The organism is Bacillus sp. 3255, from assembly GCF_031456485.1.
In the GTDB taxonomy this organism is placed as follows: domain Bacteria; phylum Bacillota; class Bacilli; order Paenibacillales; family NBRC-103111; genus Paenibacillus_E.
Map to the genome: position 1 here is coordinate 588,308 of NZ_JAVDUS010000001.1, position 25,750 is coordinate 614,057.

The window sequence follows — 25,750 nt, forward strand, 5'->3', positions numbered from 1 at the left end:
CTAAAATAACGGCGGCTGAGTCCGTTAGCATTGGGGCTGACGCTATTACACAAGACAAAGTCCCATAGCCGGTTCGGATCCTTTCATCCGACGGCATGACACAAGCAAAAAAAGGCCTCCCGGATTCCTTAGAATTCGAGAGGCCTTTTCGAGCTGCATGATGATGCCGCCCATTTAACAGCTGGGTTTATAGTCGAACGTATGGCTTCATTTCCTTATTACTTTAAAGGAAAATACCTAGATTACGAATTCGATTGTCCATATTAATTCATATTAAAACGGAGCTTCCGTGATTTTTTTGTGATTATTTTATTAGAGATTCAATAAGTTATCGTATTCGAACGATATAGGTAACCTCCTCCCTGCCGTTTGATTGCACATCAAGTATTTAGTAACCACCGTCGATAATCGGTGGGATGAGCAACAGATCGTCGCCTTTTCCATTTTTATGACGCTGAACCATCTCATTTAAACGGTCTACATCCACCTTATTGAAATGGTGAAGGATAATAAGGGAATGTCCTCAAGTTCTTGTCATCAGACATTTGTCAGTTGATGTCGGATGACAAGAACATTATCTGACTATTAGCCCCCGCGCTTAAGACCCCCTAAAAATTTCATATTTTTCCACTGATGATAGTGTTTGTTTGTCTTTTCCAAATTTGTTTTACTAGAATATATTATTCTATGAACCTAGCGATTGGTTCAAATAAGCGAATGAGAGGGGGGATTCAAATGCCACATCCTTTAAGCCATCCGAAAATGTTAACGACTGGTGTCTTAAACACAGTCGTTGGTCAAACAGCAGCACATATTGAAGTTGTAAACCTAGAAGCTCATAGAAGTGCTAATGTGACAATTTTAGTTATTGATTGGAATACGGGTTCGCCGGTTATTCTCTTCAACCAGTCTCTAACTATGCTGCCTAATACGTTCATGTCTTTTAGCCAAGCTTTAGCACAATTTCATTATGAAATTCGTCTTATTCTTCCGGCTCACTTAAATGTGACAGCAAATACCTTTGCGATCAATGCAAGCGCTTCTACGCTTCCAGGCTTGACTATGACCGAAAAGGACATGAAACATCTTCATTAATCAATGAGTAAGCAGGAAAATGTAAGCAAGGAACGGAAGCAAAAATCCGGACGTTGGGATATCCCATGTTCGGATTTTTCTCATTTTTGATATTGTTCTTTTCACTCGACTATCCGCGAAAGCTCCATTTTCACACTAAATTGTGCCGCTTGTATTTCCTGCAACGCCAGGAAGGCTTGAGACATGTTATCTTGAATGCCGATCGACTGATATGTTTCCGTAATCCACTTTTCTAAATCTGTAGGTTTGCAATGGGTAAAATCCATGCTGTTTCTCCTAATTCGCCGGTATTAATAATAGAATATATGTTCGTATTTTATTTAGAAATAAAAGCCCTGTTGGGGCTGGTATTTTCAGTGCTATCTAAATTGCAAGAAATGTGATTTTTAAAATAATAACGGGCTCCCGAAGGAGCCCGTCATTCCTGCATTTATAAGGTTTTTTTCAAACCTCTTACATCATGCCGCCCATACCGCCCATGCCGCCCATATCAGGCATGCTTGGTTTGTCTTTCTCAGGCTTATCAGCGATAACCGCTTCAGTTGTCAAGAACATAGCCGCAACGGAAGCTGCGTTTTGAAGAGCGGAACGCGTAACTTTCGCAGGGTCAACGATACCTGCTTCGAACATGTTCACCCATTGGCCGGATGCTGCGTTGTAACCAATGCCAACTTGCTCGTTTTTCAAGCGCTCAACGATAACGGAGCCTTCTTGACCAGCGTTAGCTGCGATCGTACGAACCGGCTCTTCCAGGGAACGAAGAACGATGTTCACACCTGTTTGCTCGTCGCCAGTTGCAGCCACTTTCGCTACTGCGTTGTAGACGTTCACAAGGGCAGTACCACCACCGGATACGATACCTTCTTCAACCGCTGCGCGAGTTGCATTCAGAGCGTCTTCGATGCGAAGCTTGCGCTCTTTCAGCTCAGTTTCTGTAGCTGCGCCGACTTTGATAACCGCTACGCCGCCGGAAAGCTTAGCCAAACGCTCTTGCAGTTTCTCTTTATCGAAATCGGAAGTTGTTTCTTCCAGTTGGGAACGAATTTGTGTAACGCGTGCAGCGATATCTTTCGCGTCGCCGGCACCGTCAACGATGATTGTGTTCTCTTTGGTTACGCGGATTTGACGCGCGCTACCCAATTGCTCAGGACGCGTGGATTTCAGATCCAATCCAAGCTCTTCTGTAATCACTTGTCCGCCAGTCAGGGCAGCGATATCGCCCAGCATAGCTTTACGACGGTCGCCGAAGCCAGGAGCTTTAACCGCTACGCAAGTGAATGTTCCACGAAGTCTGTTCACAACAAGCGTTGCTTGTGCTTCACCTTCAACATCTTCAGCAATGATCAGAAGTTGTTTACCGGATTGAACGACTTTCTCCAGAACAGGCAAGATTTCTTGGATGTTGGAGATCTTTTTGTCAGTGATCAGGATGTATGGGTTGTCAAGGACAGCTTCCATTTTATCCGTATCAGTGATCATGTATGGGGATGTGTAACCACGGTCGAATTGCATACCTTCTACGACTTCAAGCTCAGTCAAGAAGCCTTTGGACTCTTCAACTGTGATAACACCGTCTTTGCCTACCTTCTCCATAGCTTCAGCAATCAGTTCGCCTACTTCTTCGTCAGCAGCGGAGATAGCTGCAACTTGTGCGATGGATTGTTTGCCTTCGATCGGCTTCGCGATGGATTGAAGCTCTTCCACAGCTGCTTTAACAGCTTTCTCGATACCTTTGCGGATAACCATTGGGTTAGCGCCAGCCGTTACGTTTTTCAGACCTTCACGGATCATCGCTTGTGCAAGAACCGTTGCAGTTGTTGTACCGTCACCGGCAACATCGTTCGTTTTGGTAGCTACTTCTTTAACAAGTTGAGCGCCCATGTTTTCGAAAGCATCTTCCAGCTCGATTTCTTTCGCGATTGTCACACCGTCATTCGTGATCAGCGGGCTGCCGAATTTTTTCTCAAGAACAACGTTACGGCCTTTAGGACCCAAAGTTACTTTAACGGCATTCGCCAAAGCGTCTACCCCGCGAAGCATCGCGCGGCGTGCGTCTTCACTGAACTTAATATCTTTTGCCATGATTAGGAAACCTCCTCTTATTAAAAACGGTACATAGTAAGTAGTAAAACGGAAAACCTAAGTAAACCGTCGTGTTGCCGATCTATTCGATCTATATCCTGCTAAATTAGGCTAATACAGCGAGAATGTCGCTTTCGCGCAAGATCAACAGTTCGCGGCCTTCGTATTTCACTTCAGTTCCTGCGTATTTGGAGAAAATGATACGGTCGCCTTCGCTTACTTCAAGCGGAACACGAACGCCATCTTTCAACGCGCCAGCGCCAACGGCTACAACTTTACCTTCTTGCGGTTTTTCTTTCGCTGTATCTGGCAGCACGATGCCACTTGCTGTAGTCTCCTCTTTCGCAACGGCTTCAATGATAACTCGATCACCTAACGGTCTGATCATGGAAAAATAGCCTCCTTTAGAAAATTGGAAATGGTGTTTTTCAGGGGTTATTAGCACTCGAATGTGTTTAGTGCTAACAACAATTCTTATGATACTCATTCTGGGAGTAATTTGCAAGTCCTTTTACACAATTTTCGTACTTTCGAGCACCCCCCTCATTCTACCCAAATGATAAACAAATATTCCCTGCCCTCAAAAGAAAACAGCCTGCACGTCATGAGCAGACTGTTCTTTTATTTGGCGCCGAATTCCCGCTCCCAAGCGGCATCCTGCACCAGCTGTTTGCTGTAAATAATGCGCGACATCCAGACGCTGAATTCATACAAAATGATAAGCGGCACGGCCACGAGAATAGCCGAAATCGCATCCGGCGGCGTGATAACGGTAGACAAAATGACAAGCAGCATATACGCATATCTTCTGAACTTGTGCAGACGAGCGGGGTTCAGCAGCCTGATTTTCGTCAAAAACATCACCACGATCGGCATCTCAAACACTATCGACAGCGGTATGAGAATATTGAACATGAACGTAAAATACTGCGCCGCCCCATACATCTCTGTAATTTCCAGACTGTGGCTGATGGAGGACGTAAAATAAAAGGCCATCGGAAAAACGACCCAGTACCCGAACGATAATCCGGCCAGAAACAGCAGAAACGCATAAGGAATATAAATAATCGAAGCTCTTTGCTCCGCTTCCCGGAGTCCCGGCTTCACGAAAGCCCATATATGATAGAGAATGACCGGCAGCGTGATCAAAATCCCTACGGCCAGTCCAAAATTCATATATAAGCGTAAAGCGTCCCAAGGGGAGAAAACATTCCATCCGATCGTATCGGCCGGCGGAATATTTTTGAGATACCGGATGATCGGCTTGGCTGAAACCAGTCCCGCTACCATCCCGATAACGAGCACGGCCAAAATCCATATGATCCGTCTGCGGAGCTCGCTCAAGTGCTCCACGAGCGACATTTCATCGTTTGCTGACATATTTCACCAACCTGATTCCCGTAGCGCAGACTTTGTCGGAAGGCTGAGCTACTCTTCTTGATATGCTAAAAAAAGAAACGGCTAGTCCGGCAGACGCCGTGACTGTGCCGACTTCGCAGCTGATGGCGCAGCCGCTGGAGCAGAGACCGGCGCCGCTTCGGTTTCCGGCAGCTCCGGCGCATTCGAAGCGAACGTCACCGCAGGCCTGACGGCCGCAGCTCCGGTTACCGTCTCGCTGTCCGGCTCTGCCTTGGCAGCCTGTGGCGCGCTCGACACGAAGGTCACCGCAGGCTTCGCTTCGGCCTGTGCCGGCTCCGCCTCCACAGACGGCTGGGCTTCCGGCTGCACAGGTACTGGCGCAGACACAGCAGCTTGTGCCGTTACAGCAGCGCTCGGCGCCTGCTCAATCACCGGCGCAGGCGCTTTCCGCGGCTCATCGTTCATCAGCTCGCTCGTCGCCTTCTTGAAATCCCGCAGCGTGCGTCCAAGCACGCGGCCAATCTCGGGAAGCTTCTGCGGCCCGAATAAAACAAGCGCAATAATTGCAATTAATAATATTTCGGTGAACCCGATATTCTGGAACATGTCTTTCATCTCCATCAAGTATGGCAATATCCATATAACCTGCAGCTACTGCAGGTTATATCCCACAATTCTCTAACACTGATAAAACCCGCCATACCCCATCTCCGTAATGTCGCTGCGCACAATCGTGTCACCTGCGCATATGCGCGGCAGCAGCACATCGAAGGACGTGTACGGGTCATGCATGACACACCCCGGCAAGCCCATAATCGGCACATCGCCCAGATAGGCGATCATCAGCATCGAACCCGGCAGCATCGGCGTGCCGTAGCTGACCACCCGGGCGCCGGCCATCTTGATCGCGCCCGGCGTGCGGTCGTCCGGGTCCACGGACATGCCGCCCGTGACCAGGACCAGATCCACGTTCTGCGCCAGCAGCGCGCGGATCTCGCCTACAATCGCTTCGCTGTCGTCCAGCGCGAAGCGTTGGTCCACCACCTCGGAGCCGAGCTGCGCGACCTTCTCCTTGACGACAGGGCCGAACTTGTCCTTGATTCGGCCCTTGTACACCTCGCTGCCCGTCGTCACGACGCCTACGCGCAGCTTGCGAAACGGCTTCACCGCCAGCAGGGTGAAGCCCTCGGCCCGGCGAGCGGCGGCGATCCGCTCCACCTCCAGCACCTTCGCTTCGTCCACTATAAGCGGGATCACCCGCGTCCCGATGAGCGAAGCGCCTTCCTTCACCACCGTGTTCGTCCGAATCGTGGACATCACGACCTCATCGATGGCGTTCACGCTGTCGACGAACGTCTTATCGATGTGGACCAAGCCGTGAATCGGCGATTTCACGTTCACTTTGCCCTCATGCGGCTCGGTGAGCATCAGCTCGTCGCCCGCGACCGCCTTGGCCATGCGCAGCGCCGCCTCATCCTCATGGAGATAGCCGGGCTGAAGCTCCATTGCGTAGATATGCTCTTTGCCGATGCTGAGCAGCGCCGGAATATCCGCCTCCGTCACTTGATGCCCTTTGCGAAACAAGCGTCCCTTGAATTCGCCGGGCAGAATCTGCGTCAGATCGTGTGGCAGAATCATGCCGATCGCCTCTTCCACCTTGACTTCGCGCAGCATGGAACCGACTTTGCTCTCACTCACCCATGGTCACCTTCTTTGCCTGTCAGAATGCCCAGCGCATGAGGAAGCTGATCGATAATCGCCATCAGATTCTCCTGCACGCCTTTCGGGCTGCCCGGCAAATTAATGATCAGGGTGCGGCCGCGAATGCCGGATACCGCTCTGGAGAGCATCGCTTTCTTCGTCTTCTGCATCGAGATCATGCGCATCGCTTCCGCAAAGCCAGGTGCAACCCGGTCGATCACGTTCAGCGTCGCCTCCGGCGTCACATCCCGGGGAGCGAGCCCCGTACCGCCCGTCGTCAGAATCAGATCGGCCTGATAATAATCCGTCATTTCGATTAATGAAGCCATAATTTCGTCCATCTCGTCCGGAACCACCCGGTACTCGATGATCTCACCTTGAATTTCCTCTTCAATGAGCTCGCGGATTACCTGAGCGCTAGTGTCTTCTCGTTCTCCTCGGTAACCGCGGTCACTGGCTGTCAAAATCCCAACTTTCCAGTGCATCCTTCGTCACCTCTCCCTTGTTAACTGAATGAGATAACCCCTTACCTCTTAAGCATCGCCCGACGCTATCAAACCGTCAAGCTTCGTTTCGGTGAAAATCCCCGTTTTTGCCGCCTGTTTTGGTAACCAGCATCGTGGAAGAGATGATCATGCCCTTCTCGGCGGCTTTGCACATGTCATAGACGGTCAGCGCTGCCGCGGATACCGCCGTCAGGGCTTCCATCTCCACGCCTGTAGGCCCCGTCGTACGCACAGTAGCTTCTATGTAGAGTTCATTGTTGCCATTATCGGCAAACTGAATATCGACGCCCGATAGTGCAATAGGATGGCACATCGGGATCCAGTCTGACGTGTTCTTGGCAGCCATGATACCGGCCACCTGCGCGACGGCCAGCACGTCGCCTTTTTTCATTTTACCCAGCTTAATCAAGGCAAGCGTCTCGCTTTGCATGACTAGGGTAGAGCGGGCCGTCGCCGTGCGCTTCGTTTCCGCTTTATCGGAAATATCAACCATGCGGGCTCGTCCCTGGTCGTTAAAATGCGTTAATGGAGAATCCGGCAACTGTTTCACCTCTTCAGGATTGGGATTTGAACACCATTTTACTCTCCGTGACAATGCCGTCAACCCGGAAATCATGCCAGGAAGAAGGAACCGCGGGAATCAGCTGCTTGTCGAAGGCTGCCGCGACCGCGAAAGGACGCTTCAACCCGCGCGCAGCGAACAGCTGCATGAACCTGTCGTAAAAGCCGCCGCCATAGCCCAGTCTGCCGAAGTCCATATCGAAGGCTAGACCCGGCACCACAATCATGGAAATCGTGGACAGGTCATCCTCTACAGGAACATCGCTGCGCGGCTCTCGGATTCCCCAAGCTCCGCTTTCCAAATCATCGTAAGTATGGATGATATGCAAATTCATTGTCTTCGTATCTACTACAACCTTCGGCACAAGCACACGAATTCCCTGCTGCCAGCACCATTCCATGAGCGGGGCAACGTCAGGCTCGGACCGAAATGGCATATAAGTCATAATCGTTGAAGGAACGGACGCCTCTTCATGCCGAGCCCCCAGAAGCCTCTCGGTACAAAGCTTGGTCATTCGTTCATGTATGCGAAGCTGCTTCTCTTCCCGTTCTTCGGGCGTAATCGAGGAGCGGATTTGTTCCATGTCCTTACGCAATTCAATTTTTCTTTCACGAATATTCATAACAGGCTCAGCCCTTCCTAACGAAGAGTGTTTCCCCCATTTTAACATAAACAAGGAAAAAAACTATACTCGCGCTGCGGACCCCAGTTCGACGCGCGCAATGACCGGATCATGATCCGAGACATTCGTCCGAATCGTCCATGCGGAACCGGCATTCGGCAGATTGGTGAAAATGTAATCGATCGTTGCACCGTCTGCGAAAGTGCCGTGCTCCGTTTGGCCGAGCGGAACGCTCATTATGTTTATTCTGTTCATTTTTAGCGGAAAAGCATCCTCTTCCATATTAAAATCGCCGGCGACGACAAGCAAACCTTCCGTGGAGGTTAACACGTCCGCAATTCGGGAAAGCTGGAGCTTCCGGTCCTCTTGCGAAAGACCCAGATGGGTCGTCGCGACATGAACCTCCTCCGAACCGATCTTAACCGTTGCCGTGAGCAGGCTTCGCCTTTCCTTGCTGCCCGGAAGCAGCGTCCAGGAGCTGTCCAGAATCGGATAACGGCTCAGAATGGCATTGCCATATTGCCCAACGGTGTAGGTTAGACTTGGAGCAAAGCGCATATCCATCCCCAGCATCTTCGCAAGCTCCTCGGCCTGGTCCACGAACCCGCTGCGCAGCCGGAATCGGTCAACTTCCTGCAGGGCGATGACGTCGGCGCGGGATTCGCGGATAAGATCCGCAATTCGACTTAATTCGACTTTATCATCCATCCCCTGGCCGTGGCGCATATTAAATGTCATAATTGTGAGAGAAGAGGCCTGGGCTAGAGCAGCCGGCTTACTCAGCGCAGAAGAATAGCCTCGTCCGATGTCTGCATTCGGCGCACTAATTATGTAGAAAAGAACGAACAAACCGGCAAATCTGGCAAGCCGCGTCCTGGAAACCGCCATTCCCCATCCCCCCAACATCTATGCAAAATTAAGCATACGATGTCTTCACGCATGGTGTATACTAGTGAATTGATGGGATTATCAGCCGCCAGACGGCGGGCTCACACAGATTCCTTCATTAATAAGCAGGAGGCAGCAGCAGATGCTATTACAAGTTTCGAACATTTCCAAAAGCTATGGAGTACGTTCCGTACTCTCCAATATAACGCTTCAAATCGAAGATAAAGAACGCATTGGTCTCGTCGGCGTGAACGGCGCCGGGAAGTCTACGTTGCTACAGATTATTGCCGGTGAGATGTCCTATGACAGCGGCGACATTTTCAAAGCCAAAGAAACGAAGATCGGTTATCTCAAACAAAATAGCGGACTCCAAACGGACAAAACGATTTGGAACGAGCTGCTCAGCGTGTTCAGTACCCTGCTGGAGACCGAGAAGGAGCTGCGTGACCTGGAGGCGCAGATGTCCGACCCTGCTCTGATCAACGACGAGAAGAAATACGAGACCACCATGAACCGGTACGCCCAGCGCTCCGATTGGTTCCGCGAGCAGGGCGGCTACGAAATCGAAGCGAAAATTCGCGGCATTCTTCACGGGATGGGCTTCGGCGAATTCTCGCCGGATACCCTCGTGCAAACGTTGAGCGGCGGGCAGAAAACAAGGCTGGCCCTAGCCAAAATGCTGCTCGAAGAGCCCGACCTGCTCATGCTCGATGAGCCGACGAACCATCTGGACATTCAAACCTTAACCTGGTTGGAGGGATATCTCCGTGGATATCCGGGTGCGATTCTCGTCGTATCCCATGACCGGTTCTTCCTGGATGCGCTGGTCACTTCCATCTACGAAATCGAGCGTCATGCCGCCAAGCGGTATACCGGGAACTACACCCGGTTCATCGAAATTAAAGAAGCGAATTACGAAATCGAACTAAAGCAGTTCGAGAAGCAGCAGGAGGAGATCGCGAAGCTGGAAGATTTCGTGCAGCGCAACATCGTGCGTGCTTCGACAACCAAGAGAGCTCAGAGCCGCCGCAAGCAGCTGGAGAAGATGGACCGGCTCGACAAGCCGATGGGCGATTTGAAGCGCGCCTCGTTCTCTTTCGAAATCGAGCATACATCAGGCAAAGAAGTGCTGCAGGTCGATCGTCTGGCGATTTCCTATGACGGGATAAACCGGCTGCTCGACGGGGTCTCCTTCCAGCTTCGCCGCTCGGAGACGGCCGCGCTCATCGGACCCAACGGGGTCGGCAAATCGACGCTGCTCAAAACTTTAATCGGCCAACACCAACCCGATGCCGGCACGTTCAAGTGGGGCACAGGCGTCACGATCGGCTACTACGATCAGGAGCAGACAGGGCTGAACCCGGCGAACAGCGTCCTGGAGGAAGTATGGAACGCGTACCCTCATCTGGAGGAGGCGCGCATTCGCACCGTGCTGGGGAATTTCCTGTTCAGCGGCGAGGAAGTGTTCAAGAAGGTCGCTGCGCTGAGCGGCGGCGAGAAGGCCCGGGTCGCTCTGGCCAAGCTCATGCTGCAGAAAGCGAACGTCCTCATCCTCGATGAGCCTACCAACCATCTTGATCTGTACAGCAAAGAAGTGCTGGAGTCGGCTTTGATCGACTATGAGGGAACGCTTCTGTTCATCTCCCATGACCGCTACTTCCTGAATAAAATGGCGGAGAGCATGCTCGATCTGCAAAAAGACGGGCTCACCGCTTATCTCGGCAACTACGACGATTATGTGGAAAAGAAAGCCGAGCTGGCGGAGATTGAAGCCAAGCGCTTGGCCAAAGAGGCGGAGAAGAAGGCGGCCGGCGGAGCGGCGGCCAAGAATGAACCCGCCGCCGCCGGCGGGTACGAGGCGGACAAAGCGGCCAAGCGCGAGGAACGCAGCCGCCAGCGCAAGCTGGAGCAGCTAGAGCTCGACATCGCCCGGCTGGAAGACGAAGTCTCCGCGCTGGAGGCGGAGCTTGCCGATCCGGACGTGTACAACAACTACGTCCTCGTGCAGGAGAAGCAGGCCGAGGTGGATAAGCGCAAGAGTATGCTAGCAGGCTGCTATGAGGAGTGGGAGGCGCTGCTCGTCTAAGAAGACGGCGCCAGCTCCCGCAGCCGCAGCAGCAGCATCGGCACGGCGACGAAGACGATCATCGTCGCTGCGGCCACAATACCGGAGTCATTGAGCAGCAGCGCTGCGATGGCTCCGATCATATTGGCTGAGAACCCGTACATCCAGTACGGGTTTTCGTGCTGCCACACGCGGAGCCTGCCGCGCGGGCGAAGCACCAGCACCGCCATCACGAAGAGACTCGTGAGGAGGACCTTGCTCCAAGCGGATGCCCGAAGCAGGTGCACATTCATCCGCAGCTTGCGCACGATCAGATGCCCGATCTGATCGAACCGCCCTTCGCGCAGCGCGTGGAACGCGCGCCCGACATGGCTCTCCCGCGCGAACGCCGCGGGAGAATCGGCGCTGTTGAGCAGCCACAGCGCCCCGACCCCGAGCGCGAGCAGCACCGTCAGCAGGGCCGTGCCCCTGCCTAGGTTCAGCTCGCGCCAGCGGCTGTCGGCGAAGCACTGCACGCCGGCGATGCCGAAGGCGACCGCAGCGCTCAGGGCGCCGCCCGCGTTCGCTCCGAGTGACGGTGCCGCCAAGGCGGCCGTCACGAGCAGGAACGCGGTGCCGGCAGCCGCGCCGGCCCCACGCCTTACAGCGCCGCCTGCGGCATGACGGCGCTGCAAGGCGGCGGTCACGCCGAGCACCAGCGCACCGATGAGGACGCCCATGTATTCGTTGCCGATGCCGTAATAACGGGCGCCGATCATCGGGTCGTAGCCTAGCACGGAATATTTCATAGCCTGCGCCCCTGTGAACGTATCGAGCGTAATGATTCCGGCAAGCCCGAGACCGATGCCCATCATGGCCTTAGTTTCCGTGCAGTTTTGGAGCAAAAGGGCAAGCGCCAAGCTCCCCAGCACGAAACCGGTCACAAGCATAGCCATTGCCGCGGGTATCCCCGCTATTGCCGTCAGAGGAGCGGCGGCCCAGCCCAGGACCAGCATGACGGCCGGCGCCGTCAGCAGCGATAACAGCAGCGTGCGGATCAGTCCATACCCGCTGAATTGCCCCAGGCTTTCCCCGCGCCTTCTCAGCCAAAGCGCATAAAGCAAACTTCCCAGCAAAACGAACATCTCATAAGTTGCGAATGGATACAGCAAATACGGACGGCTGCGGTAAATCATTCGCATGCTGTTCTGATCAAGCAGCAGCTCGGCGAGCCCCCCGGTTGCGGAGGAAGCTGCCAGCGGGATGCCGCTCAATCCTGGCGGCTGCGGAATTTTGAACTCGTCCAGCAGTGAGCTTGTCCAATCTTGAAAGGTCACAACGCCTTTGCGGCGGGTAGATTCCGATACGAGCATGCCGCTCTCCCCCGTATAATGAATAAGCGGCGATAGATAAGCCTTTTCCCTTGCCGCTTCCGAGCTCACCTCCGGCGAGAATACCCACAAGCTGTCCTGATCTGTCTGCACTTCCTCCATTAGCTGGCCCAGAAAGGCATCTATCTCTTGCAGCACCTTACCTTTCAGTTCCTCCCAGCGGTCCGTGTCATAATGACTTTTGTCAGCGTTCAGCCTGTACAGATCGCCTAATTCAATGAGCGTGAAGCTGGATGGCATTCTTTTTTTCCACCACTGAAGAAGCTGTGCATAATCGGTACGCATCCCGTAGGGTCTATCCACAGCCGCAGCCATCGCTTCATCCCCCAGAGTCCCGTTATCCACAATCCCATTGGAATCTATCAGCATGAGAGGCGCATAGCGGCGCAGCTGTTTGAATTCAACATGGGCGCCTTGGTCCAAATCGCTGCTGCCGAGGACGGTGCGCCGAATCCCATATCCTTTCAGCAAATCCCCCAGCATCCCCGCCCCATACAGTTGATCTTGATTCAGCCTCTTCAGTTTGGGCAGATCGGGAACTAGCAGTGCCCCTGCTGCTGCGGCGCCAAGCACATCCTCTTGCGCCGGGCCCATATACCGTTCCCTAAGCTCTGTAGCACGGACGCCAAGCCTCATATCCTCAGCTTCCAAAGCTTGCAGCTCCGGAAGTCCGGTGAGCGCTTCCCCAGCCCCAAGCGAGCTGTAGACATCCCGCATTGAACGAGCAGCCGTTCGAATATTCATCCCGCCGATAGCTCCGACCTCTGTCAGCTTCCGAATATGCGGCATAGCTCCCAACCGCTCGGGTCTCAGCTCCAGGAACGAAAAGCAGGGAATGGCAATGACCGTCACTTTCTTGAATCTTTCATTAGGGCTGAAAGACACTTGGGCTTCGGCCGCTACTCCCTGTGCACGTTGAATCGTTGAAGTCGCCTCGGCGCCGGCAGCTATCCCGTATGTGGACAACTCCGGTACGAAACTCAAGATACCCACAAGACAAATCATTATTTTTAATTTCATACGAATTCTCCCGCCCGTTTTTTGGTTATAGCTTTTTCCTCAAGCGGTGAAAGTATCCAATGCCGAATTGTTCCGATAATTTAGGAGACGATTTGTCACCCCCAATTCTTACACACATGGTTATCCACATGAAAAAAGGGAGGCTAAACCCGCCTCCCCCTGCGATTTTTTGCATTTTTCCACAAACTTATCCACATTATCCCCAAAAACCTGTTCAAAAGTTATCCGATTTTTTTCCCCCTTAAAATCGTTGATCTATGGGGATTTCTTATAGTTGTTCACATTGTACACAGGGTATGTGGATAACTTTGCTCACAAGTTGTGTATATAACTAAGTTTTCTCACAATTCAAGTGAATCTGTCCCCTTAAGAAGCCGTTGTGACCTCGGATGTCGATTCCGGAGCGCCCTGCCCCTGCATGCGAATGGCTTGGTTGCAGGCCGAGATGAATGCTTTCGCCACTGCAACGAGCACATCTTGGTCGATACCGGTGTTCTTATACGTCTGGCCATCGACGGAAATGGTCACTTCCGCTTCACCGGTTGCTTTCTCCCCTGTGGATAGCGAATGCAGCTCCAGATCGGAGAACTCCACGGTCATCGGCACCGCTTGACGAAGACTTTGCACGATCGCTTCGATCGGTCCTTCGCCTGTGCCCGAGTAGACGCTCTCGACTCCCGTCTGGTTGTTCCTGACGGCCACGGAAGCGACCCGGTTGCGGTCACTGCTGGATACGACCTGCACATGCGTCAGCGTGAACGGCTCCATCTGGCCTTCAACCGTTGTACCTACAAGCTCCAGCAGCTGATCGTCGGTAACCATCTTCTGCTCGTCGGCTTTTTCCTTGAACTTCGTATACAGCGTATCCAGCTCTTCACCGGTCAGCTCGATACCGAATTGACCTACGCGGTGCTTCAGCGCATGGCGGCCGGAGTGCTTGCCCAGAATGATCATCGAGCGTGGAATGCCCAGCTTCTCCGGATCCATGATTTCGTACGTGCTGCGGTTTTTCAGCAAACCGTCTTGATGAATGCCCGCTTCGTGCTGGAACGCATTCCGGCCGACGATCGGTTTATTGTAGGCGATCGGGAAGCCCATGATGCGGGAAACCATCTTAGACGTGTTGAAAATTTCGCTGCTCACAATGCCCGTCTCGACGCCCATCGTTTGCTTACGGGTCTCAATCGCCATGACCAGTTCTTCCAGCGAACAGTTCCCCGCACGCTCACCGACGCCGTTGACCGTAACCTCCACATGGGTAACGCCGGCGGCAATAGCAGCCAAAGAGTTCGCAACGGCAAGCCCCAGATCGTTGTGACAATGAGCGCTGTATTCGACCGTATCGCCGCCTCTTACACTCTGGCGTACTCGGCGGAACATCGCTCCGTATTCTTCCGGCAGCGCGTATCCGACGGTGTCCGGGATGTTGAGAATCGTGGCGCCCTCCGCGATAACGGCCTCCAGAACTTCGAACAAGAATTCATCCCCTGTCCGCGTAGCGTCCATCGGCGAGAATTCGATGTTATTCACGAATTGCTTGGCATACGCAACCATCGTGCGCGCCATCTCCACGACCTGCTGGCGCGATTTGCGCAGTTGGAAATCCAGGTGGATGTCCGACGAAGACAGAAACATGTGAATCCGGCGCGATGCGGCATCCTGCGTTGCTTTGACCGCTGCGTCGATGTCGGCTTTCATCGCGCGGGCGAATCCGCAAATCTCGACGCCGTGCAGCTCGCGGGATATTTGCTGCACCGCATGGAAGTCGCCGGGGCTCGAGATCGGGAAGCCGGGCTCGATCGTATCGACACCCATTTTGGCCAGCTGTCTGGCGATGCGAATCTTTTCCTCCGGATACAGCGAAGCGCCCGGCGCTTGCTCTCCATCACGCAGTGTTGTATCGAAAATACGAATGCGGCGGTTAGTTTGATGTTCCATGGTTATATTCCTCCTCGAATGTGAGCCAGACGCTGCTGGCGATGATGAATGTCGGAGCAGCCTTATGGACAAGTCCAACAGGTCGACAGGCGCTCTCGCTTTTGTACTTTACAACAACAAAAAGACCCGCCATCTCCATATAAGAGACGACGGGTCTTCACCCAGCGCGGTACCACTCTTGTTGACTCCGCGTGCGGAGCCCACCTCAGACATTGCCGGCCAAGATGCAGCCGGTCATGTCACCCGATCACGGAGGTCATCCGTTCGTGCCTAACAGCATTAGCTATGCCGCTCAGCATGACCGCTTCCAAGCGAGTTCGGGGCATTCCCGGTCTGCGTCGCATCGACCCGCAGCTTTCTGTACCGTGGAGGTGAGCCCTTACTACTCTTGTTCATTGCGTTTATTCTATGTTCAGATGGTTGATATGTGGTGTGATTGACGAATAGCTGCGATTCGGTAGAGTTCCCTGTATTTCCTGCAGTAAATACGGGCTCCCGCGTTCAATTTCAAGAAAATTCGGTAAATTCGCCGTATGTTGCGGCTGACTAGTCTCAATCGGCGGAACTGCACGGAAAGAGATGCAGCTAAGGCAGAGGTGCATGGCGGTGGGGCAGCCGTCTAGAACGACCAAAAAGACCTGCCATCTCTATAAAAGAGACGACAGGCCTGAACCTTCCGCGGTACCACTCTCATTGATCCGAGCTGTTAGCTCGAAACCACTCGTGTACCCGATCACGGGGGTCAACCGTCAAGACCTACTTGGTGCCGGATCCTTGGCATCCTGATCAGCCTTACCGCTCCCGGGCGAGTTCTGGTCACGTTTCGTCTGTGCTTTCACCAAGCGCACAGCTCTCTGAGCGAAACTGAGGGTCCGTACTATTCCCGTTCTTAGCGTTTCAAAAGTATTGATTGTGATTATAATATGCGTTCACGGCAAAGTCAATACAGTTATCTGAAAATTGTTAAATTTTGCTGAGCAGCGTGGAACTTACCACTCTTCCAGCTTCAGCTGTGCCTCCGCTTTAAGCTCTATCGTATCGAATTCCTGCTTGTCCCACTTGAGGAACGCAGCGGCGGCAATCATCGCCGCATTGTCCGTGCAGAGGCTGTGCGGCGGCACCAGCAGCGGCACGTCCAGCTGCGCGCAGCGCTCGGCCAGCGCGGTGCGCAAGCCTCTGTTCGCGGCGACGCCGCCCGCGAGCAGCAGCTGCTTCGCGCCGAACTCCCGCACGGCGCGGGCCGCTTTCTCGACAAGCACGTCGATGACGGAGGCTTGGAAGCCTTTGGCGATTTGCGCGGTTTGGACGGTTTCGCCGCGCATTTTGCTTTGGTTGACGACGTTCAGCACAGCGGATTTGAGACCGCTGAAGCTGAAGTCGTAGGAATCCGCCTCCAGCCACGAACGAGGCAGCTTCACTTCGGAATCGGCCTCATGCGCGAGCCGATCCACGTGCGGGCCGCCCGGATAAGGCAGGCCCATCGCACGGGCGATCTTGTCGTACGCTTCGCCTGCCGCGTCGTCGCGTGTGCGCCCGATGATCCGGAATCGGCCCGGCTCCTCCAGAAGTACCAGCTCCGTATGTCCGCCGGACACGACGAGCGAGAGGAGCGGATATTCCAGCTCATGCACGAGTTGATTCGCATAGATATGACCGGCAATATGGTGCACGCCGATCAAGGGCAGCCCCAAGGCGCAGGCGAGCGCTTTACCCGCGACGACACCGACCAGCAGCGCCCCGATCAGGCCGGGGCCCTCTGTTACGGCAATCGCGGACAGCTGCTGCAGCGACACGCCCGCCTTCTCCACGGCTTCCTCCAGCATCCAGGTGATCGACTCCACATGCTTCCGGGAAGCCACCTCCGGCACAACGCCGCCGAAGCGCTGATGCGTTTCGATTTGGCTCGAGACGACGTTCGAGCGGATGATTTTGCCATTTTCGACAATCGCTACTGAAGTTTCGTCACAGCTCGTTTCTATGGCCAAAATATAGACAGGCTCCTGACCTGCCTGATTCATCTGTTGTTCATTCTGTATAGTCACAATGGTTCACCTGCCGAAGCCTCATTATCCGAGACTATCCTTCCTTCTCTTGGGCAAATCCGCCCACATGATGACGGCGTCCTCCCGGTTGTCCGTATAATAACCCCTGCGCACACCGACGGAGCGGAAGCCGACTTTCTCATACAAATTCTGCGCGACATAGTTCGATGCCCGCACTTCCAGCGTCATCCGGATCGCTCCCAGGAAGGCTGCCGTTTTCATCAATTCCCGCAGCAGACGCTCCCCGAGCTTGCGCCCTCTATACGTGTTCCTGACGGCAATGTTCGTCACATGCGCTTCCTCCATGATGAGCCACATGCCGCCGTAACCGGCAACCTCGCCGCCGGCATCCATAATCATATAATGAGCGAACTGATTGTTCGTCAATTCGTTCTCGAAAGCCCCTCTAGTCCATGGGGTTGTAAAAGCCTCTTGTTCGATTTCACAAATGTAGGGGATGTCCTCCAATTGCATGGAGCGAAAAACCAACGTTTCTTCCGTCATATGCGGTTGATGTTGTTCCACGAATCAACTCTCCCCTTTCTTCATTTGGACGCCAGCCAGTAAGTTCGCCTCTGCTTCCGGGAGTCTGGTGTAGTTCGGCACCAAGGTGTGCACGTCCGCACGCTCCCCGCGAGCCAAGCGCGGATTAGCCAGCTTGCCGATATATTGGGCTTCGATTCCGTAGCTAAGCTGTTCGCAATTCCCTGGCCAGTCTTGCGCGAATTGCTCAAGCTCCGCCTCGAAGCCTTCTGTTTCGCCTACGAACAGGATGCTGCGGGGCGCTTGTCCCGGCCCCGCCTGCGCTGCCGCCGAGCGCAGCTGTGCCAGCCACGGCCCGATGACGCGAATGCCGTCCGGCAGCACTTCGCGCCATGATGCATCGGGATCTCCCTCTGCAGCAAGCGGAGAAGCGCCTTCGTACGCATACACGGCTGTAAACGCCTGCTTGCGCCGTCCGTCCAGGAGCGGGACGACCCATGTGAGACCGTCCGCAGGAACTTCAAGCCGATTGTCGGCTCCGCCCAGCGCCATCGCTTCCAAACTGGATATGCCTATGAGAGTAAGACCCAGCGACCAGGCGAATGTTTTGGCCACGGAGACGGCGATCCGGACGCCGGTATAGGAGCCTGGGCCTACGCCGGCAGCGACAGCTTGCAGATCTTTCGGTTTCAGCTGCCGGGAGGCCAGCAGCTCCTCGATATGGGGCAAGAGCCCGATGGAATGGTTTCGTTCGGCGTGCGAACTGACCTCGCCCAGCAGGTTGCCGTCTTCTAATAGGGCTACCGTCATTGCCGAGGAGGATGTGTCGATGGCTAAGCATCGGCCTGTATGCTTTGTCCGTTCTGTCATTGTAGTTGTCCGTTCTCCTTCATCTGTACACACCAACTGCCGTACGGCTCCCCGTATGGCGTCAGGTGAAACACTCTGGTTTGATCCTCTTGCAAAGAAATCGTAATCGCAAGCCGTTCTGCCGGGAGCAGATCTTCGATAAGGCTCGACCATTCGATCAGCGTAACGCCTGCCCCGTAGAAATAATCTTCGAGCCCCAGCTCGTCCGCCTCCTCTTGGGAAATGCGGTACATATCCATATGATAGAAAGGAAGCTGCGCTCCCTCGTATTCTTTGATAATCGTAAACGTCGGCGAATTCACCGTTTCCTGAATGCCTATCGCTCTAGCGAATCCTTGCGAGAACCTCGTTTTCCCTGCTCCCAGATCGCCGTCCAGCGTAAGAACAGCCCCGGGATGCAGGCGGCCGGCCAGCAGCTGCCCCAGCTTGTCGGTATCTGCCTCCTGCCGGGAATAGTACGTATATGCGGTTTGAGCCAGTGATCTCATCCCTTTCTTTCCGAATGCGCGTGCTGCTCCTATTATAGCCTTCGTCTTACTGCGATAGCAATGGCGGTTTCCCGGCCGGTACAAGCTCGCCATGCTCCGGGTTGGGTTGGGCCGGGCCGGGTTGGGCCGGGCCCCGGGGATCAACCAAGGGAACAGCGACTCTGACCGAGCCCCGGTTGTAACGGACACAGAGGCCGCTAATCAAGCTTGAAGCGCCTTGTTTCCGTGCTAACGGACACCAAAGACCTTATATGCCGATATATCGGACATCATCAAGCTCATAGGCGTATATAACGTCATCTGTGTCCGTTACATTGTCCAAGCGGCCGATTTTCAGCGAACAACGGCACCTGTGTCCGTTAGCCCCCACGAACGTCAGGAAGCCCGCTCCCCACATAGGGAACGGGCTTCCTGACGCCTTAGCGGACCTCTTCGAGCTCCTGCACGGCTACCAGCTTAGCATCGGCCGGATTCTCTTCGGCATGAACTTTGGCCAGCGCTTTGCCGGCATCGACACTATCGATCCATACCGGAACGCCGTTCAGTTCAACCGTAATCTTCTCGTCGGCAGCTAAAATTTCTTGAGCGCGATGAAGGTTCATGGCTCGTCCAATACGGATTCCGGATGATCCATCGTATCCGTGGTCGTGGATTCGATCAATCCGTTATGCATGGTAACGTTGCCTCCGCCCAAGCCTTCGTTAATCATCCGATCGATGTCCATGAAATGCTCATCTTTTCCTTGATCGCTTGTATCTTGGGTTGCATTTGAATCTTGTGCCATCCGTAAATCCCTCCTTAAGCGTACTTTGACAAGCCCTATGGCAATCAACTTGCATCTTTAACGTGCCCACGCCGCCCGAAATCCATTCTCTTATTCACTGCCGTATAAAGGCAGAAAATCAAGAGAATACTAGTACAATAACGAATATCATTGGGGAGGAATTACGCGATGCATACGGTTTGGAAAGGCGCCATTTCTTTCGGGCTCGTCCATGTACCAGTGAAAATGTTTTCGGCTACTGAAGATAAAGACATCTCCATGAGATACATTCATAAAACTTGCATTACCCCTCTAGCTTATGTGCGCAAATGCCAGACTTGCGAGAAAGAAGTAGAATGGGACGAAATTACGAAAGGCTACGAGTACGAGCCCGGGCGTTTTGTCCTTTTCGAGAAGGATGAATTGGAAAGCATCTCCGGAGAGGCGAACAAAGAGATCAAGATTCTGGATTTCGTCAACTTGACGGATATCGATCCGGTTTATTTTCAAAAAACCTATTATCTAGGCCCCGGGGATACGGGAGCAGGCGCTTATAATCTGCTGCTGGACTCTATGCGCCAAACCGGCAAAATCGGCGTCGCCAAAGTATCCATTCGCTCCAAAAGCTCACTGGCTGCGATCCGCGTCATCGAGAACTGCCTGGCCTTGGAGACCATCTTCTATCCCGATGAAATCAGGCCAATCTCGCAGGTTCCCAATCTGCCTGAGAAGGTGACCGTCAACGAACGCGAGCTGGAAATGGCCAAGATGCTGATCAGCCAGCTGTCCTCCCCTTTTGAACCGGAGAAATATAAGGACGAATACCGGGGACGCTTGCTCGAGGCCATCGAGCACAAAATCGCCGGCGAAGAAGTGCAAGCCGCGCCTGCTCTGCAGAAAACGAGCGTCATCGATCTCATGGCCGCGCTGCAAGCGAGCCTCGATGCCACGAAATCGGCGGATGACGACGGCAAGGTGACGCTAGCCCCGGATGCAACCGTTCAAGAAGAGAAGAAACCGAAGAAGTCGCGGGCCAAAAAGGTGAAAGAACCTGTCTCATAACGATCAATAAGCGCTTATCCATGGAGCCGGGGCGGCCCCTGGACAGGCGCTTATTCTTTGTTAGAGCTGGTTGAAGCTGCATTCCTCCGGAGAGGCGGTCACGATTGCCTGTATGCTCGGCTGACGCAAGTTCCTGTCCCGCGTCCATTCCATGTAGTTGATTTTCACCGTGATGCGCGGTTCGATCCAGATGGCATCTTTGGATCTCTCCGGCGCGTTGACGAACGGCTTGCTGCCAATCGTCATCCCGTTCACGACGTCCGTCAGCGATCGCCAATCCTGCTGCGTCAGCTTGCCCGTCCCGGCGTGTCCGATGTACCACAGCTGGCCGGAAGCGTCATAGAGCCCCAGCATCAGCGCATTGACCAATTGGCCTCGCTTGGTTACCCCGCCTACGACGGCGATGAGATCGTGAACGATCTTCTTTTTCATCCAGCGCTTGTCCTTGCCCCCGATTAAGTATTTGCTCTGCAAATCCTTGATCACGACACCCTCCATATCATGCTGCTTCATGACGGCGAATAAGGCATCGGCATCCGGGTAATTCGGAACGAGCTGGATGGTTTCGTTCGTATGAATCACTTCCGACAATATTCGCTGCCGCTCCTGCAGCTCTTCATCCACAAGCCATTTGCCATTAAGGAACAAAATATCGTAGATCATATACACGACGGAAACCGATTTGATCGCCAGGGGCAAATTTTTGGCGTTGCGGACGCCGTCCCGGCGCATAATTTCATGGAAAGACGGCCTGCCGTCTTTGAGCGCTATCAATTCCCCGTCCAGAATGACGGAGCTCGCCTTGCAATACGACCGTGTACTCGCGATCTCGGGATATTGGAGCGTCCGGTCGTTCAATCTTCGATTCACCAGACGAACGTTGTGCCCGTCATCATAAGTCAGCATCCGGACCCCGTCCCATTTGATTTGGGCGATCCACTGCTTGCCTTCCGGTATCGTTTCCGTGCTGACCGGCTCGAACGGGATGACCGGGTTGAGTGAGAGTTCCATATGCGTCTCCATCTGTTGCAGGATACTTCTCATTATTACCATCGGCGGCAAAAGAAAAACCATCAACGCCACGTTGATGGTCAGATGTCCGTGTTCGGCATATCGTTAAGCGGCTGCCGCCGCCATGCCGCCAAGCACATACAGACTTTGGCTCAGAGCGCCCTTGCCGCCGAAGTACATGAGGCTGCGTCAATGTGGCCCTCAAGGCAAACCGGAAGCTGGTCACCGCCCAGTCCCAGAGCAGACGACTCCTCCCGCCGAAATAGCAATAACCCTCCGGTCTATATGCGCCTGGACGGGCAGCCGGAGGGTTTATTTATTCGGCTTTGCGGCTGACGAACAGCACAAGTCCGAAGGAGATGACGATAATGGCTCCGGCCCAGAGCCAGGCCAGCGTCTGATTGCCGGATTCTACGGCAATATAGATGGCTGTCGGCAGCGTCTGCGTCTTATGCGGGATGTTGCCAGCGATCATGAGCGTCGCGCCGAATTCGCCGAGTCCCCGGGCGAAGCCCAGAATGTACGCAGACGTAATCGAGCGACGGGCCAAGGGAAGCGTAATATAGCGCAGCACCTGCCATTCGTTCGCGCCGTTCGACCGACCGGAGTCTTCCAGGTCTTTGCTGACGGCCGAGAACCCTGTTTTCATCGTTTGGTACACGAGCGGGAAGGCCACCACAACCGAGGCGACAACGGCGGCTCCCCAGGTAAAAATGATAGGGAGACCCAACAACCGTTCAAATAAGGAGCCGATCCAGCTTTTCTTGCCCAGAAGCACAAGCAGGATGAAGCCGACAACGGTAGGCGGCAGCACCAAGGGCAGCAGAATTGCCGTTTCGACGAAGGCTTTCCCGCGGAATTTACGCCGCGACATTCGCCAAGCCGCCAAGCCGCCGAGCAGGAGGACGAATAGGCTGGACACCGCGGCCACTTTGAGTGAAAGCACAATGGGAGCGGCGAATTCCCCCCAGGTGATGTCTTCCATCATTTCGCCGGGATGGTGAAGCCGTATTTCACGAAAACGTCCTGCGCTTCTTTGGTTTGCAGATAGGCATGGAAATCAGCGGCTTCTTGGCTGTGCTTCGTCGCTTTCACGACCCCTGCCGGGTATTCGACCGGCGTGTAGCTCTTGGGATCGACGCTAAGCGCAACCTTCACACTTTTGGAGCTTAACGCATCGGTCTTGTAGACGAAACCCGCTTCGGCATTGCCGGACTCCACATAGGTCAATACTTGACGCACGTCTTTCCCTTGCACAATTTTGCCTTGAAGAGTGTCCCATAGCTTCGCTTGCGTCAGCGCTTCTTTGGCATAACCGCCTGCGGGAACGGTTTGCGGTTCACCGACCGCTATGTGTTTGATCGCGTCGCCCGTCAAATCTTCCACCTTCTGCACGGCCGCTTTGCCGTCCGCAGGAACGACCAGCACCAATTCATTGAGGAGCAAATTGCTTTGCTTGGAGGCGTCGATGAGTCCTTTATCCACGAGTGCTTTCATATTTTTGGCCGCTGCCGACAGGAACATGTCCGCCGGAGCCCCTTGCTCGATTTGCTGCTGTAGCGCACCCGAGGCGCCGAAGTTGTAGTTGAGCTTGATGCCCGTATGTTTGCTTTCGTAGTTGGTTTGAATTTCTTTCAGTGCGTCGGTCAAGCTGGCGGCTGCGGAAATGGTCAGCTCCACTTTCTCCTTGGACGCCGATGTTGCTGGAGCCGATGGCGCCGCAGATGGCGCCATGGATGCCGCTGCCGGAGTCGCGCCCGCGCTTTCATTGGTTTTCGCTGCACATCCCGTGAAAAGCATGGAGGAAGCAATGAATAATAACGAAACATGATTAAACAGTCTTCTTTTGAGCATGGTAACCCCTCCACTTTCATTTATGTATCTATTTAGATATAAATAGAATAATCTTGTTATATTCTATTACATAAACCGTACATTTTCTAGGAAAATATTCAGATTGTCATACTCGTTATATCAGCTTATCATAGGAGTTATTGAAACCGCCTACGGAGGATACCATGACAGCTGACATTTCCTATACAACCGAAGAGATCGCCAAGCTCCTCAAAATCTCCAAACTGACCGTGTATGACCTCATCAAAAAAGGAGACCTGCCCGCCTACCGGGTAGGCAAGCAAATGCGTGTAGACGCTTCAGATCTCGAAGCGTATAAAGTCCGCGCCAAAGGCGGGATGACGAGCTCCTCACGTGTCGTCGATCCGCCTGTCCTCGATCCGCCAGCGGGACCTGCGGTTGCCGTTTCACCGCCCGGTGCCGCACCTTCCGGCAAAAGCGCTCTCGTCATCACCGGCCAGGATATTTCGCTGGACATTCTGGCCAAACATATCGAACGCAAGGTGCCTGGCAGCAGACCGCTGCGTTCCTATGTAGGAAGTTTGGACAGCCTGATCGCGATGTACCGGGGGGAAACGGATATTGTCTCCACCCATCTGCTGGACGGCGATACAGGCGAGTACAACATTCCTTATGTTCGCAAAATTTTGATCGGTTCTTCTTATATCGTCATCCGGCTTGTTTCCAGATCGGCCGGTCTCTATGTGCAGCGTGGCAACCCGAAAGGACTTCACGGATGGGCCGATCTGGGCAAGAAGGGACTGCGTCTCATTAACCGGGAGAAAGGTTCCGGCGCCCGCGTCCTGCTGGACGAACAGCTGCGCCTGCATGGCATTTCGTACAGGGAACTGCTCGGATACGATCAGGAGGAATCGAATCATATGGGCGTGGCCGGGAAAGTCGCTACCGGCGAAGGTGATTTCGGGGTAGGCATAGAGAAGGCGGCTTCGATGGTCGGAGGCGTTGACTTCGTTCCGCTCATCCAGGAGCGTGTCGACCTTGTCATGCTGAAGAAGCCGGAAAACCTGGCTTGGATCGAGCGCGTCAAGGACGTGCTGCAATCGGAAGCGTTTCATAACGAGCTGCGCCCAATCCAAGGATATGATCTATCCCAGACGGGGCGTGTGATGTTTGAGACTTAAGAAGTGAGCCCCCTCCTGCGGCTAACGGACACAGCGGTCCCTATTTCTCGAATTCGGGCCGTGGCGGAATTCTAACGGACACCAGCGCCGTTATTTGCCTGCTTCAGCGCCAATTCGCGCCGAAATCGGCAAAATAGGCGCCCCTGTGTCCGTTGGAATCGCGACGGGCTGTTTTTCGCGCCAATAGCGGCCGTGGTGTCCGTTAGTGCGGGCGGCGGCGGTGACGCCAGCGCCTCCCCCGTTGGGCTAACGGACACAGCGGTCCTTATTTCGCGAATTCTGGCCGTGGCGGAATTCTAACGGACACCAGCGCCGTTATTTGCCTGTTTCAGCGCCAATTCGCGCTGAAATCGGCAAAATAGGCGCCCCTGTGTCCGTTTGAATCGTGACGGGCTGTTTTTCGCGCCAATAGCGGCCGTGGTGTCCGTTAGTGCGGGCGGCGGTGGTGAACGCCGGCGCCTCCCCCGTTGGGCTAACGGACACAGCGGTCCTTATTCCGCGTATTTGGGCCGTGGCGGAATTCTAACGGACACCAGCGCCGTTACTTGCATGTTTCAGCGCCAATTCGCGCCGAAATCGGCAAAATAGGCGCCCCTGTGTCCGTTAGAATCGCATCGGGCTGTTTTTCGCGCCAATAGCGGCCGTGGTGTCCGTTAGTGCGGGCGGCGGTGGTGAACGCCAGCGCCTCCCCCGTTGGGCTAACGGACACAGCGGTCCTTATTCCGCGTATTCGGGCCGTGGCGGAATTCTAACGGACACCAGCGCCGTTACTTGCATGTTTCAGCGCCAATTCGCGCCGAAATCGGCAAAATAGGCGCCCCTGTGTC

27 protein-coding genes and 2 other annotated features are annotated in these 25,750 nt (G+C 54.1%); of the genes, 4 read left to right on the forward strand and 23 right to left on the reverse strand.

What is annotated here, in order from left to right; translation table 11 throughout:
* The first annotated feature begins 735 nt into the window (after positions 1-735).
* Positions 736-1,095, forward strand: a complete 360-nt coding sequence (locus J2X61_RS02450; protein ID WP_274466952.1) for a hypothetical protein — start codon at positions 736-738, stop codon at positions 1,093-1,095.
* 101 nt (positions 1,096-1,196) lie between these two features.
* Here the strand turns inward: J2X61_RS02450 and J2X61_RS02455 are convergent, their stop codons facing one another.
* The 10 genes from J2X61_RS02455 to J2X61_RS02500 form a co-directional block, all read right to left on the reverse strand.
* Positions 1,197-1,361 carry a hypothetical protein gene (locus J2X61_RS02455; RefSeq protein WP_310185598.1) on the reverse strand — a complete coding sequence of 55 codons (165 nt, stop codon included), beginning with the start codon at positions 1,359-1,361 and terminating at the stop codon, positions 1,197-1,199.
* A gap of 187 nt (positions 1,362-1,548) precedes the next feature.
* On the reverse strand, positions 1,549-3,177 hold the full coding sequence (groL, locus tag J2X61_RS02460) for a chaperonin GroEL (protein WP_274466953.1): 1,629 nt from the start codon (positions 3,175-3,177) through the stop codon (positions 1,549-1,551).
* Between the two features lie 106 nt (positions 3,178-3,283).
* Positions 3,284-3,565: a co-chaperone GroES gene (groES, locus tag J2X61_RS02465; RefSeq protein WP_028553854.1), complete on the reverse strand. Its 282-nt coding sequence runs from the start codon at positions 3,563-3,565 to the stop codon at positions 3,284-3,286.
* Between the two features lie 233 nt (positions 3,566-3,798).
* Positions 3,799-4,557 carry a twin-arginine translocase subunit TatC gene (tatC, locus tag J2X61_RS02470; RefSeq protein ID WP_274466954.1) on the reverse strand — a complete coding sequence of 253 codons (759 nt, stop codon included), beginning with the start codon at positions 4,555-4,557 and terminating at the stop codon, positions 3,799-3,801.
* 81 nt (positions 4,558-4,638) lie between these two features.
* Positions 4,639-5,151, reverse strand: a complete 513-nt coding sequence (locus J2X61_RS02475; protein ID WP_310185606.1) for a twin-arginine translocase TatA/TatE family subunit — start codon at positions 5,149-5,151, stop codon at positions 4,639-4,641.
* Between the two features lie 63 nt (positions 5,152-5,214).
* Entirely contained in the window at positions 5,215-6,210 is a 996-nt protein-coding gene (locus J2X61_RS02480) for a molybdopterin-binding protein (protein ID WP_310185692.1), read from the reverse strand.
* Between the two features lie 20 nt (positions 6,211-6,230).
* Positions 6,231-6,722, reverse strand: coding sequence for a molybdopterin adenylyltransferase (gene mog, locus J2X61_RS02485; protein WP_274466956.1), 492 nt, complete (start codon positions 6,720-6,722; stop codon positions 6,231-6,233).
* A 76-nt stretch (positions 6,723-6,798) separates the two neighbouring features.
* Positions 6,799-7,293, reverse strand: a complete 495-nt coding sequence (gene moaC, locus J2X61_RS02490; protein WP_310185609.1) for a cyclic pyranopterin monophosphate synthase MoaC — start codon at positions 7,291-7,293, stop codon at positions 6,799-6,801.
* A gap of 4 nt (positions 7,294-7,297) precedes the next feature.
* Complete coding sequence (locus tag J2X61_RS02495) at positions 7,298-7,927, reverse strand: 5-formyltetrahydrofolate cyclo-ligase (RefSeq protein WP_310185611.1); 630 nt, start codon at positions 7,925-7,927, stop codon at positions 7,298-7,300.
* A gap of 63 nt (positions 7,928-7,990) precedes the next feature.
* A complete protein-coding gene (locus J2X61_RS02500) occupies positions 7,991-8,815 on the reverse strand; it encodes an endonuclease/exonuclease/phosphatase family protein (RefSeq protein ID WP_310185614.1) in 825 nt (274 codons plus the stop codon).
* 142 nt (positions 8,816-8,957) lie between these two features.
* Between J2X61_RS02500 and J2X61_RS02505 the strand changes: the two genes are divergently transcribed.
* Positions 8,958-10,901 carry an ABC-F family ATP-binding cassette domain-containing protein gene (locus tag J2X61_RS02505; protein WP_310185615.1) on the forward strand — a complete coding sequence of 648 codons (1,944 nt, stop codon included), beginning with the start codon at positions 8,958-8,960 and terminating at the stop codon, positions 10,899-10,901.
* On the opposite strand, the gene J2X61_RS02510 is transcribed toward J2X61_RS02505, so the two are convergent.
* From J2X61_RS02510 to J2X61_RS02545, 8 genes are all read right to left on the reverse strand, one after another.
* A complete protein-coding gene (locus J2X61_RS02510; RefSeq protein ID WP_310185617.1) occupies positions 10,898-13,234 on the reverse strand; it encodes a hypothetical protein in 2,337 nt (778 codons plus the stop codon). The two genes, J2X61_RS02505 and J2X61_RS02510, sit on opposite strands and share 4 nt — an antisense overlap.
* A 402-nt stretch (positions 13,235-13,636) precedes the next feature.
* Positions 13,637-15,208 carry a 2-isopropylmalate synthase gene (locus tag J2X61_RS02515; protein WP_310185619.1) on the reverse strand — a complete coding sequence of 524 codons (1,572 nt, stop codon included), beginning with the start codon at positions 15,206-15,208 and terminating at the stop codon, positions 13,637-13,639.
* A 139-nt stretch (positions 15,209-15,347) separates the two neighbouring features.
* Positions 15,348-15,613 (reverse strand) — a binding site (T-box leader).
* 246 nt (positions 15,614-15,859) lie between these two features.
* Positions 15,860-16,108, reverse strand: a binding site (T-box leader).
* 89 nt (positions 16,109-16,197) lie between these two features.
* Positions 16,198-17,250, reverse strand: a complete 1,053-nt coding sequence (tsaD, locus tag J2X61_RS02520; RefSeq protein ID WP_396135389.1) for a tRNA (adenosine(37)-N6)-threonylcarbamoyltransferase complex transferase subunit TsaD — start codon at positions 17,248-17,250, stop codon at positions 16,198-16,200.
* A 24-nt stretch (positions 17,251-17,274) separates the two neighbouring features.
* The gene (gene rimI / locus J2X61_RS02525) at positions 17,275-17,754 is read right to left on the reverse strand and encodes a ribosomal protein S18-alanine N-acetyltransferase (protein WP_310185699.1); all 480 of its coding nucleotides are present in this window, start codon (positions 17,752-17,754) and stop codon (positions 17,275-17,277) included.
* A 24-nt stretch (positions 17,755-17,778) separates the two neighbouring features.
* The gene (tsaB, locus tag J2X61_RS02530) at positions 17,779-18,603 is read right to left on the reverse strand and encodes a tRNA (adenosine(37)-N6)-threonylcarbamoyltransferase complex dimerization subunit type 1 TsaB (RefSeq protein ID WP_274466962.1); all 825 of its coding nucleotides are present in this window, start codon (positions 18,601-18,603) and stop codon (positions 17,779-17,781) included.
* Positions 18,600-19,091 carry a tRNA (adenosine(37)-N6)-threonylcarbamoyltransferase complex ATPase subunit type 1 TsaE gene (gene tsaE / locus J2X61_RS02535; protein ID WP_310185621.1) on the reverse strand — a complete coding sequence of 164 codons (492 nt, stop codon included), beginning with the start codon at positions 19,089-19,091 and terminating at the stop codon, positions 18,600-18,602. The genes tsaB and tsaE overlap by 4 nt, the downstream gene beginning before the upstream one ends.
* Positions 19,092-19,510: 419 nt before the next feature.
* Positions 19,511-19,693, reverse strand: a complete 183-nt coding sequence (locus J2X61_RS02540) for an H-type small acid-soluble spore protein (RefSeq protein WP_310185623.1) — start codon at positions 19,691-19,693, stop codon at positions 19,511-19,513.
* On the reverse strand, positions 19,690-19,875 hold the full coding sequence (locus J2X61_RS02545) for a hypothetical protein (RefSeq protein ID WP_274466965.1): 186 nt from the start codon (positions 19,873-19,875) through the stop codon (positions 19,690-19,692). The genes J2X61_RS02540 and J2X61_RS02545 overlap by 4 nt, the downstream gene beginning before the upstream one ends.
* A gap of 168 nt (positions 19,876-20,043) precedes the next feature.
* Here J2X61_RS02545 and ku point away from each other — a divergent pair, with 168 nt between their 5' ends.
* Entirely contained in the window at positions 20,044-20,916 is an 873-nt protein-coding gene (gene ku, locus J2X61_RS02550) for a non-homologous end joining protein Ku (protein ID WP_274466966.1), read from the forward strand.
* 60 nt (positions 20,917-20,976) lie between these two features.
* Here ku and J2X61_RS02555 read toward each other — a convergent pair whose 3' ends face one another.
* From J2X61_RS02555 to modA, 3 genes are all read right to left on the reverse strand, one after another.
* Positions 20,977-21,960, reverse strand: a complete 984-nt coding sequence (locus J2X61_RS02555) for an ATP-dependent DNA ligase (protein WP_310185624.1) — start codon at positions 21,958-21,960, stop codon at positions 20,977-20,979.
* Positions 21,961-22,243: 283 nt separating this feature from the next.
* Positions 22,244-22,912 (reverse strand): molybdate ABC transporter permease subunit, encoded by a 669-nt coding sequence (gene modB / locus J2X61_RS02560; RefSeq protein WP_310185627.1) that lies wholly within the window; start codon positions 22,910-22,912, stop codon positions 22,244-22,246.
* The gene (gene modA, locus J2X61_RS02565) at positions 22,912-23,781 is read right to left on the reverse strand and encodes a molybdate ABC transporter substrate-binding protein (protein WP_310185629.1); all 870 of its coding nucleotides are present in this window, start codon (positions 23,779-23,781) and stop codon (positions 22,912-22,914) included. The genes modB and modA overlap by 1 nt, the downstream gene beginning before the upstream one ends.
* A gap of 164 nt (positions 23,782-23,945) precedes the next feature.
* Here modA and J2X61_RS02570 point away from each other — a divergent pair, with 164 nt between their 5' ends.
* Positions 23,946-24,923, forward strand: coding sequence for a substrate-binding domain-containing protein (locus J2X61_RS02570; RefSeq protein ID WP_310185631.1), 978 nt, complete (start codon positions 23,946-23,948; stop codon positions 24,921-24,923).
* 315 nt (positions 24,924-25,238) lie between these two features.
* On the opposite strand, the gene J2X61_RS02575 is transcribed toward J2X61_RS02570, so the two are convergent.
* Both J2X61_RS02575 and J2X61_RS02580 read right to left on the reverse strand, forming a co-directional pair.
* Positions 25,239-25,406, reverse strand: coding sequence for a hypothetical protein (locus J2X61_RS02575; protein ID WP_310185633.1), 168 nt, complete (start codon positions 25,404-25,406; stop codon positions 25,239-25,241).
* A gap of 58 nt (positions 25,407-25,464) precedes the next feature.
* Complete coding sequence (locus J2X61_RS02580) at positions 25,465-25,632, reverse strand: hypothetical protein (protein WP_310185636.1); 168 nt, start codon at positions 25,630-25,632, stop codon at positions 25,465-25,467.
* Positions 25,633-25,750: the final 118 nt, after the last annotated feature.

Excerpts from the sequence above, each read along its gene's own strand:
- J2X61_RS02555 (WP_310185624.1), bottom strand. The coding sequence starts at position 21,960 with ATGAGAAGTATCCTGCAACAGATGGAGACGCATATGGAACTCTCACTC.
- modB (WP_310185627.1), bottom strand. The coding sequence starts at position 22,912 with ATGGAAGACATCACCTGGGGGGAATTCGCCGCTCCCATTGTGCTTTCA.
- tsaE (WP_310185621.1), bottom strand. The coding sequence starts at position 19,091 with ATGAGATCACTGGCTCAAACCGCATATACGTACTATTCCCGGCAGGAG.
- J2X61_RS02540 (WP_310185623.1), bottom strand. The coding sequence starts at position 19,693 with ATGAACCTTCATCGCGCTCAAGAAATTTTAGCTGCCGACGAGAAGATT.
- groES (WP_028553854.1), bottom strand. The coding sequence starts at position 3,565 with ATGATCAGACCGTTAGGTGATCGAGTTATCATTGAAGCCGTTGCGAAA.
- modA (WP_310185629.1), bottom strand. The coding sequence starts at position 23,781 with ATGCTCAAAAGAAGACTGTTTAATCATGTTTCGTTATTATTCATTGCT.
- tatC (WP_274466954.1), bottom strand. The coding sequence starts at position 4,557 with ATGTCAGCAAACGATGAAATGTCGCTCGTGGAGCACTTGAGCGAGCTC.
- J2X61_RS02455 (WP_310185598.1), bottom strand. The coding sequence starts at position 1,361 with ATGGATTTTACCCATTGCAAACCTACAGATTTAGAAAAGTGGATTACG.
- J2X61_RS02495 (WP_310185611.1), bottom strand. The coding sequence starts at position 7,927 with ATGAATATTCGTGAAAGAAAAATTGAATTGCGTAAGGACATGGAACAA.
- J2X61_RS02505 (WP_310185615.1), top strand. The coding sequence starts at position 8,958 with ATGCTATTACAAGTTTCGAACATTTCCAAAAGCTATGGAGTACGTTCC.
- J2X61_RS02450 (WP_274466952.1), top strand. The coding sequence starts at position 736 with ATGCCACATCCTTTAAGCCATCCGAAAATGTTAACGACTGGTGTCTTA.
- groL (WP_274466953.1), bottom strand. The coding sequence starts at position 3,177 with ATGGCAAAAGATATTAAGTTCAGTGAAGACGCACGCCGCGCGATGCTT.
- J2X61_RS02570 (WP_310185631.1), top strand. The coding sequence starts at position 23,946 with ATGACAGCTGACATTTCCTATACAACCGAAGAGATCGCCAAGCTCCTC.
- tsaB (WP_274466962.1), bottom strand. The coding sequence starts at position 18,603 with ATGACAGAACGGACAAAGCATACAGGCCGATGCTTAGCCATCGACACA.
- J2X61_RS02500 (WP_310185614.1), bottom strand. The coding sequence starts at position 8,815 with ATGGCGGTTTCCAGGACGCGGCTTGCCAGATTTGCCGGTTTGTTCGTT.
- ku (WP_274466966.1), top strand. The coding sequence starts at position 20,044 with ATGCATACGGTTTGGAAAGGCGCCATTTCTTTCGGGCTCGTCCATGTA.
- J2X61_RS02475 (WP_310185606.1), bottom strand. The coding sequence starts at position 5,151 with ATGAAAGACATGTTCCAGAATATCGGGTTCACCGAAATATTATTAATT.
- J2X61_RS02515 (WP_310185619.1), bottom strand. The coding sequence starts at position 15,208 with ATGGAACATCAAACTAACCGCCGCATTCGTATTTTCGATACAACACTG.
- rimI (WP_310185699.1), bottom strand. The coding sequence starts at position 17,754 with ATGACGGAAGAAACGTTGGTTTTTCGCTCCATGCAATTGGAGGACATC.
- mog (WP_274466956.1), bottom strand. The coding sequence starts at position 6,722 with ATGCACTGGAAAGTTGGGATTTTGACAGCCAGTGACCGCGGTTACCGA.
- J2X61_RS02480 (WP_310185692.1), bottom strand. The coding sequence starts at position 6,210 with ATGCTGCGCGAAGTCAAGGTGGAAGAGGCGATCGGCATGATTCTGCCA.
- J2X61_RS02545 (WP_274466965.1), bottom strand. The coding sequence starts at position 19,875 with ATGGCACAAGATTCAAATGCAACCCAAGATACAAGCGATCAAGGAAAA.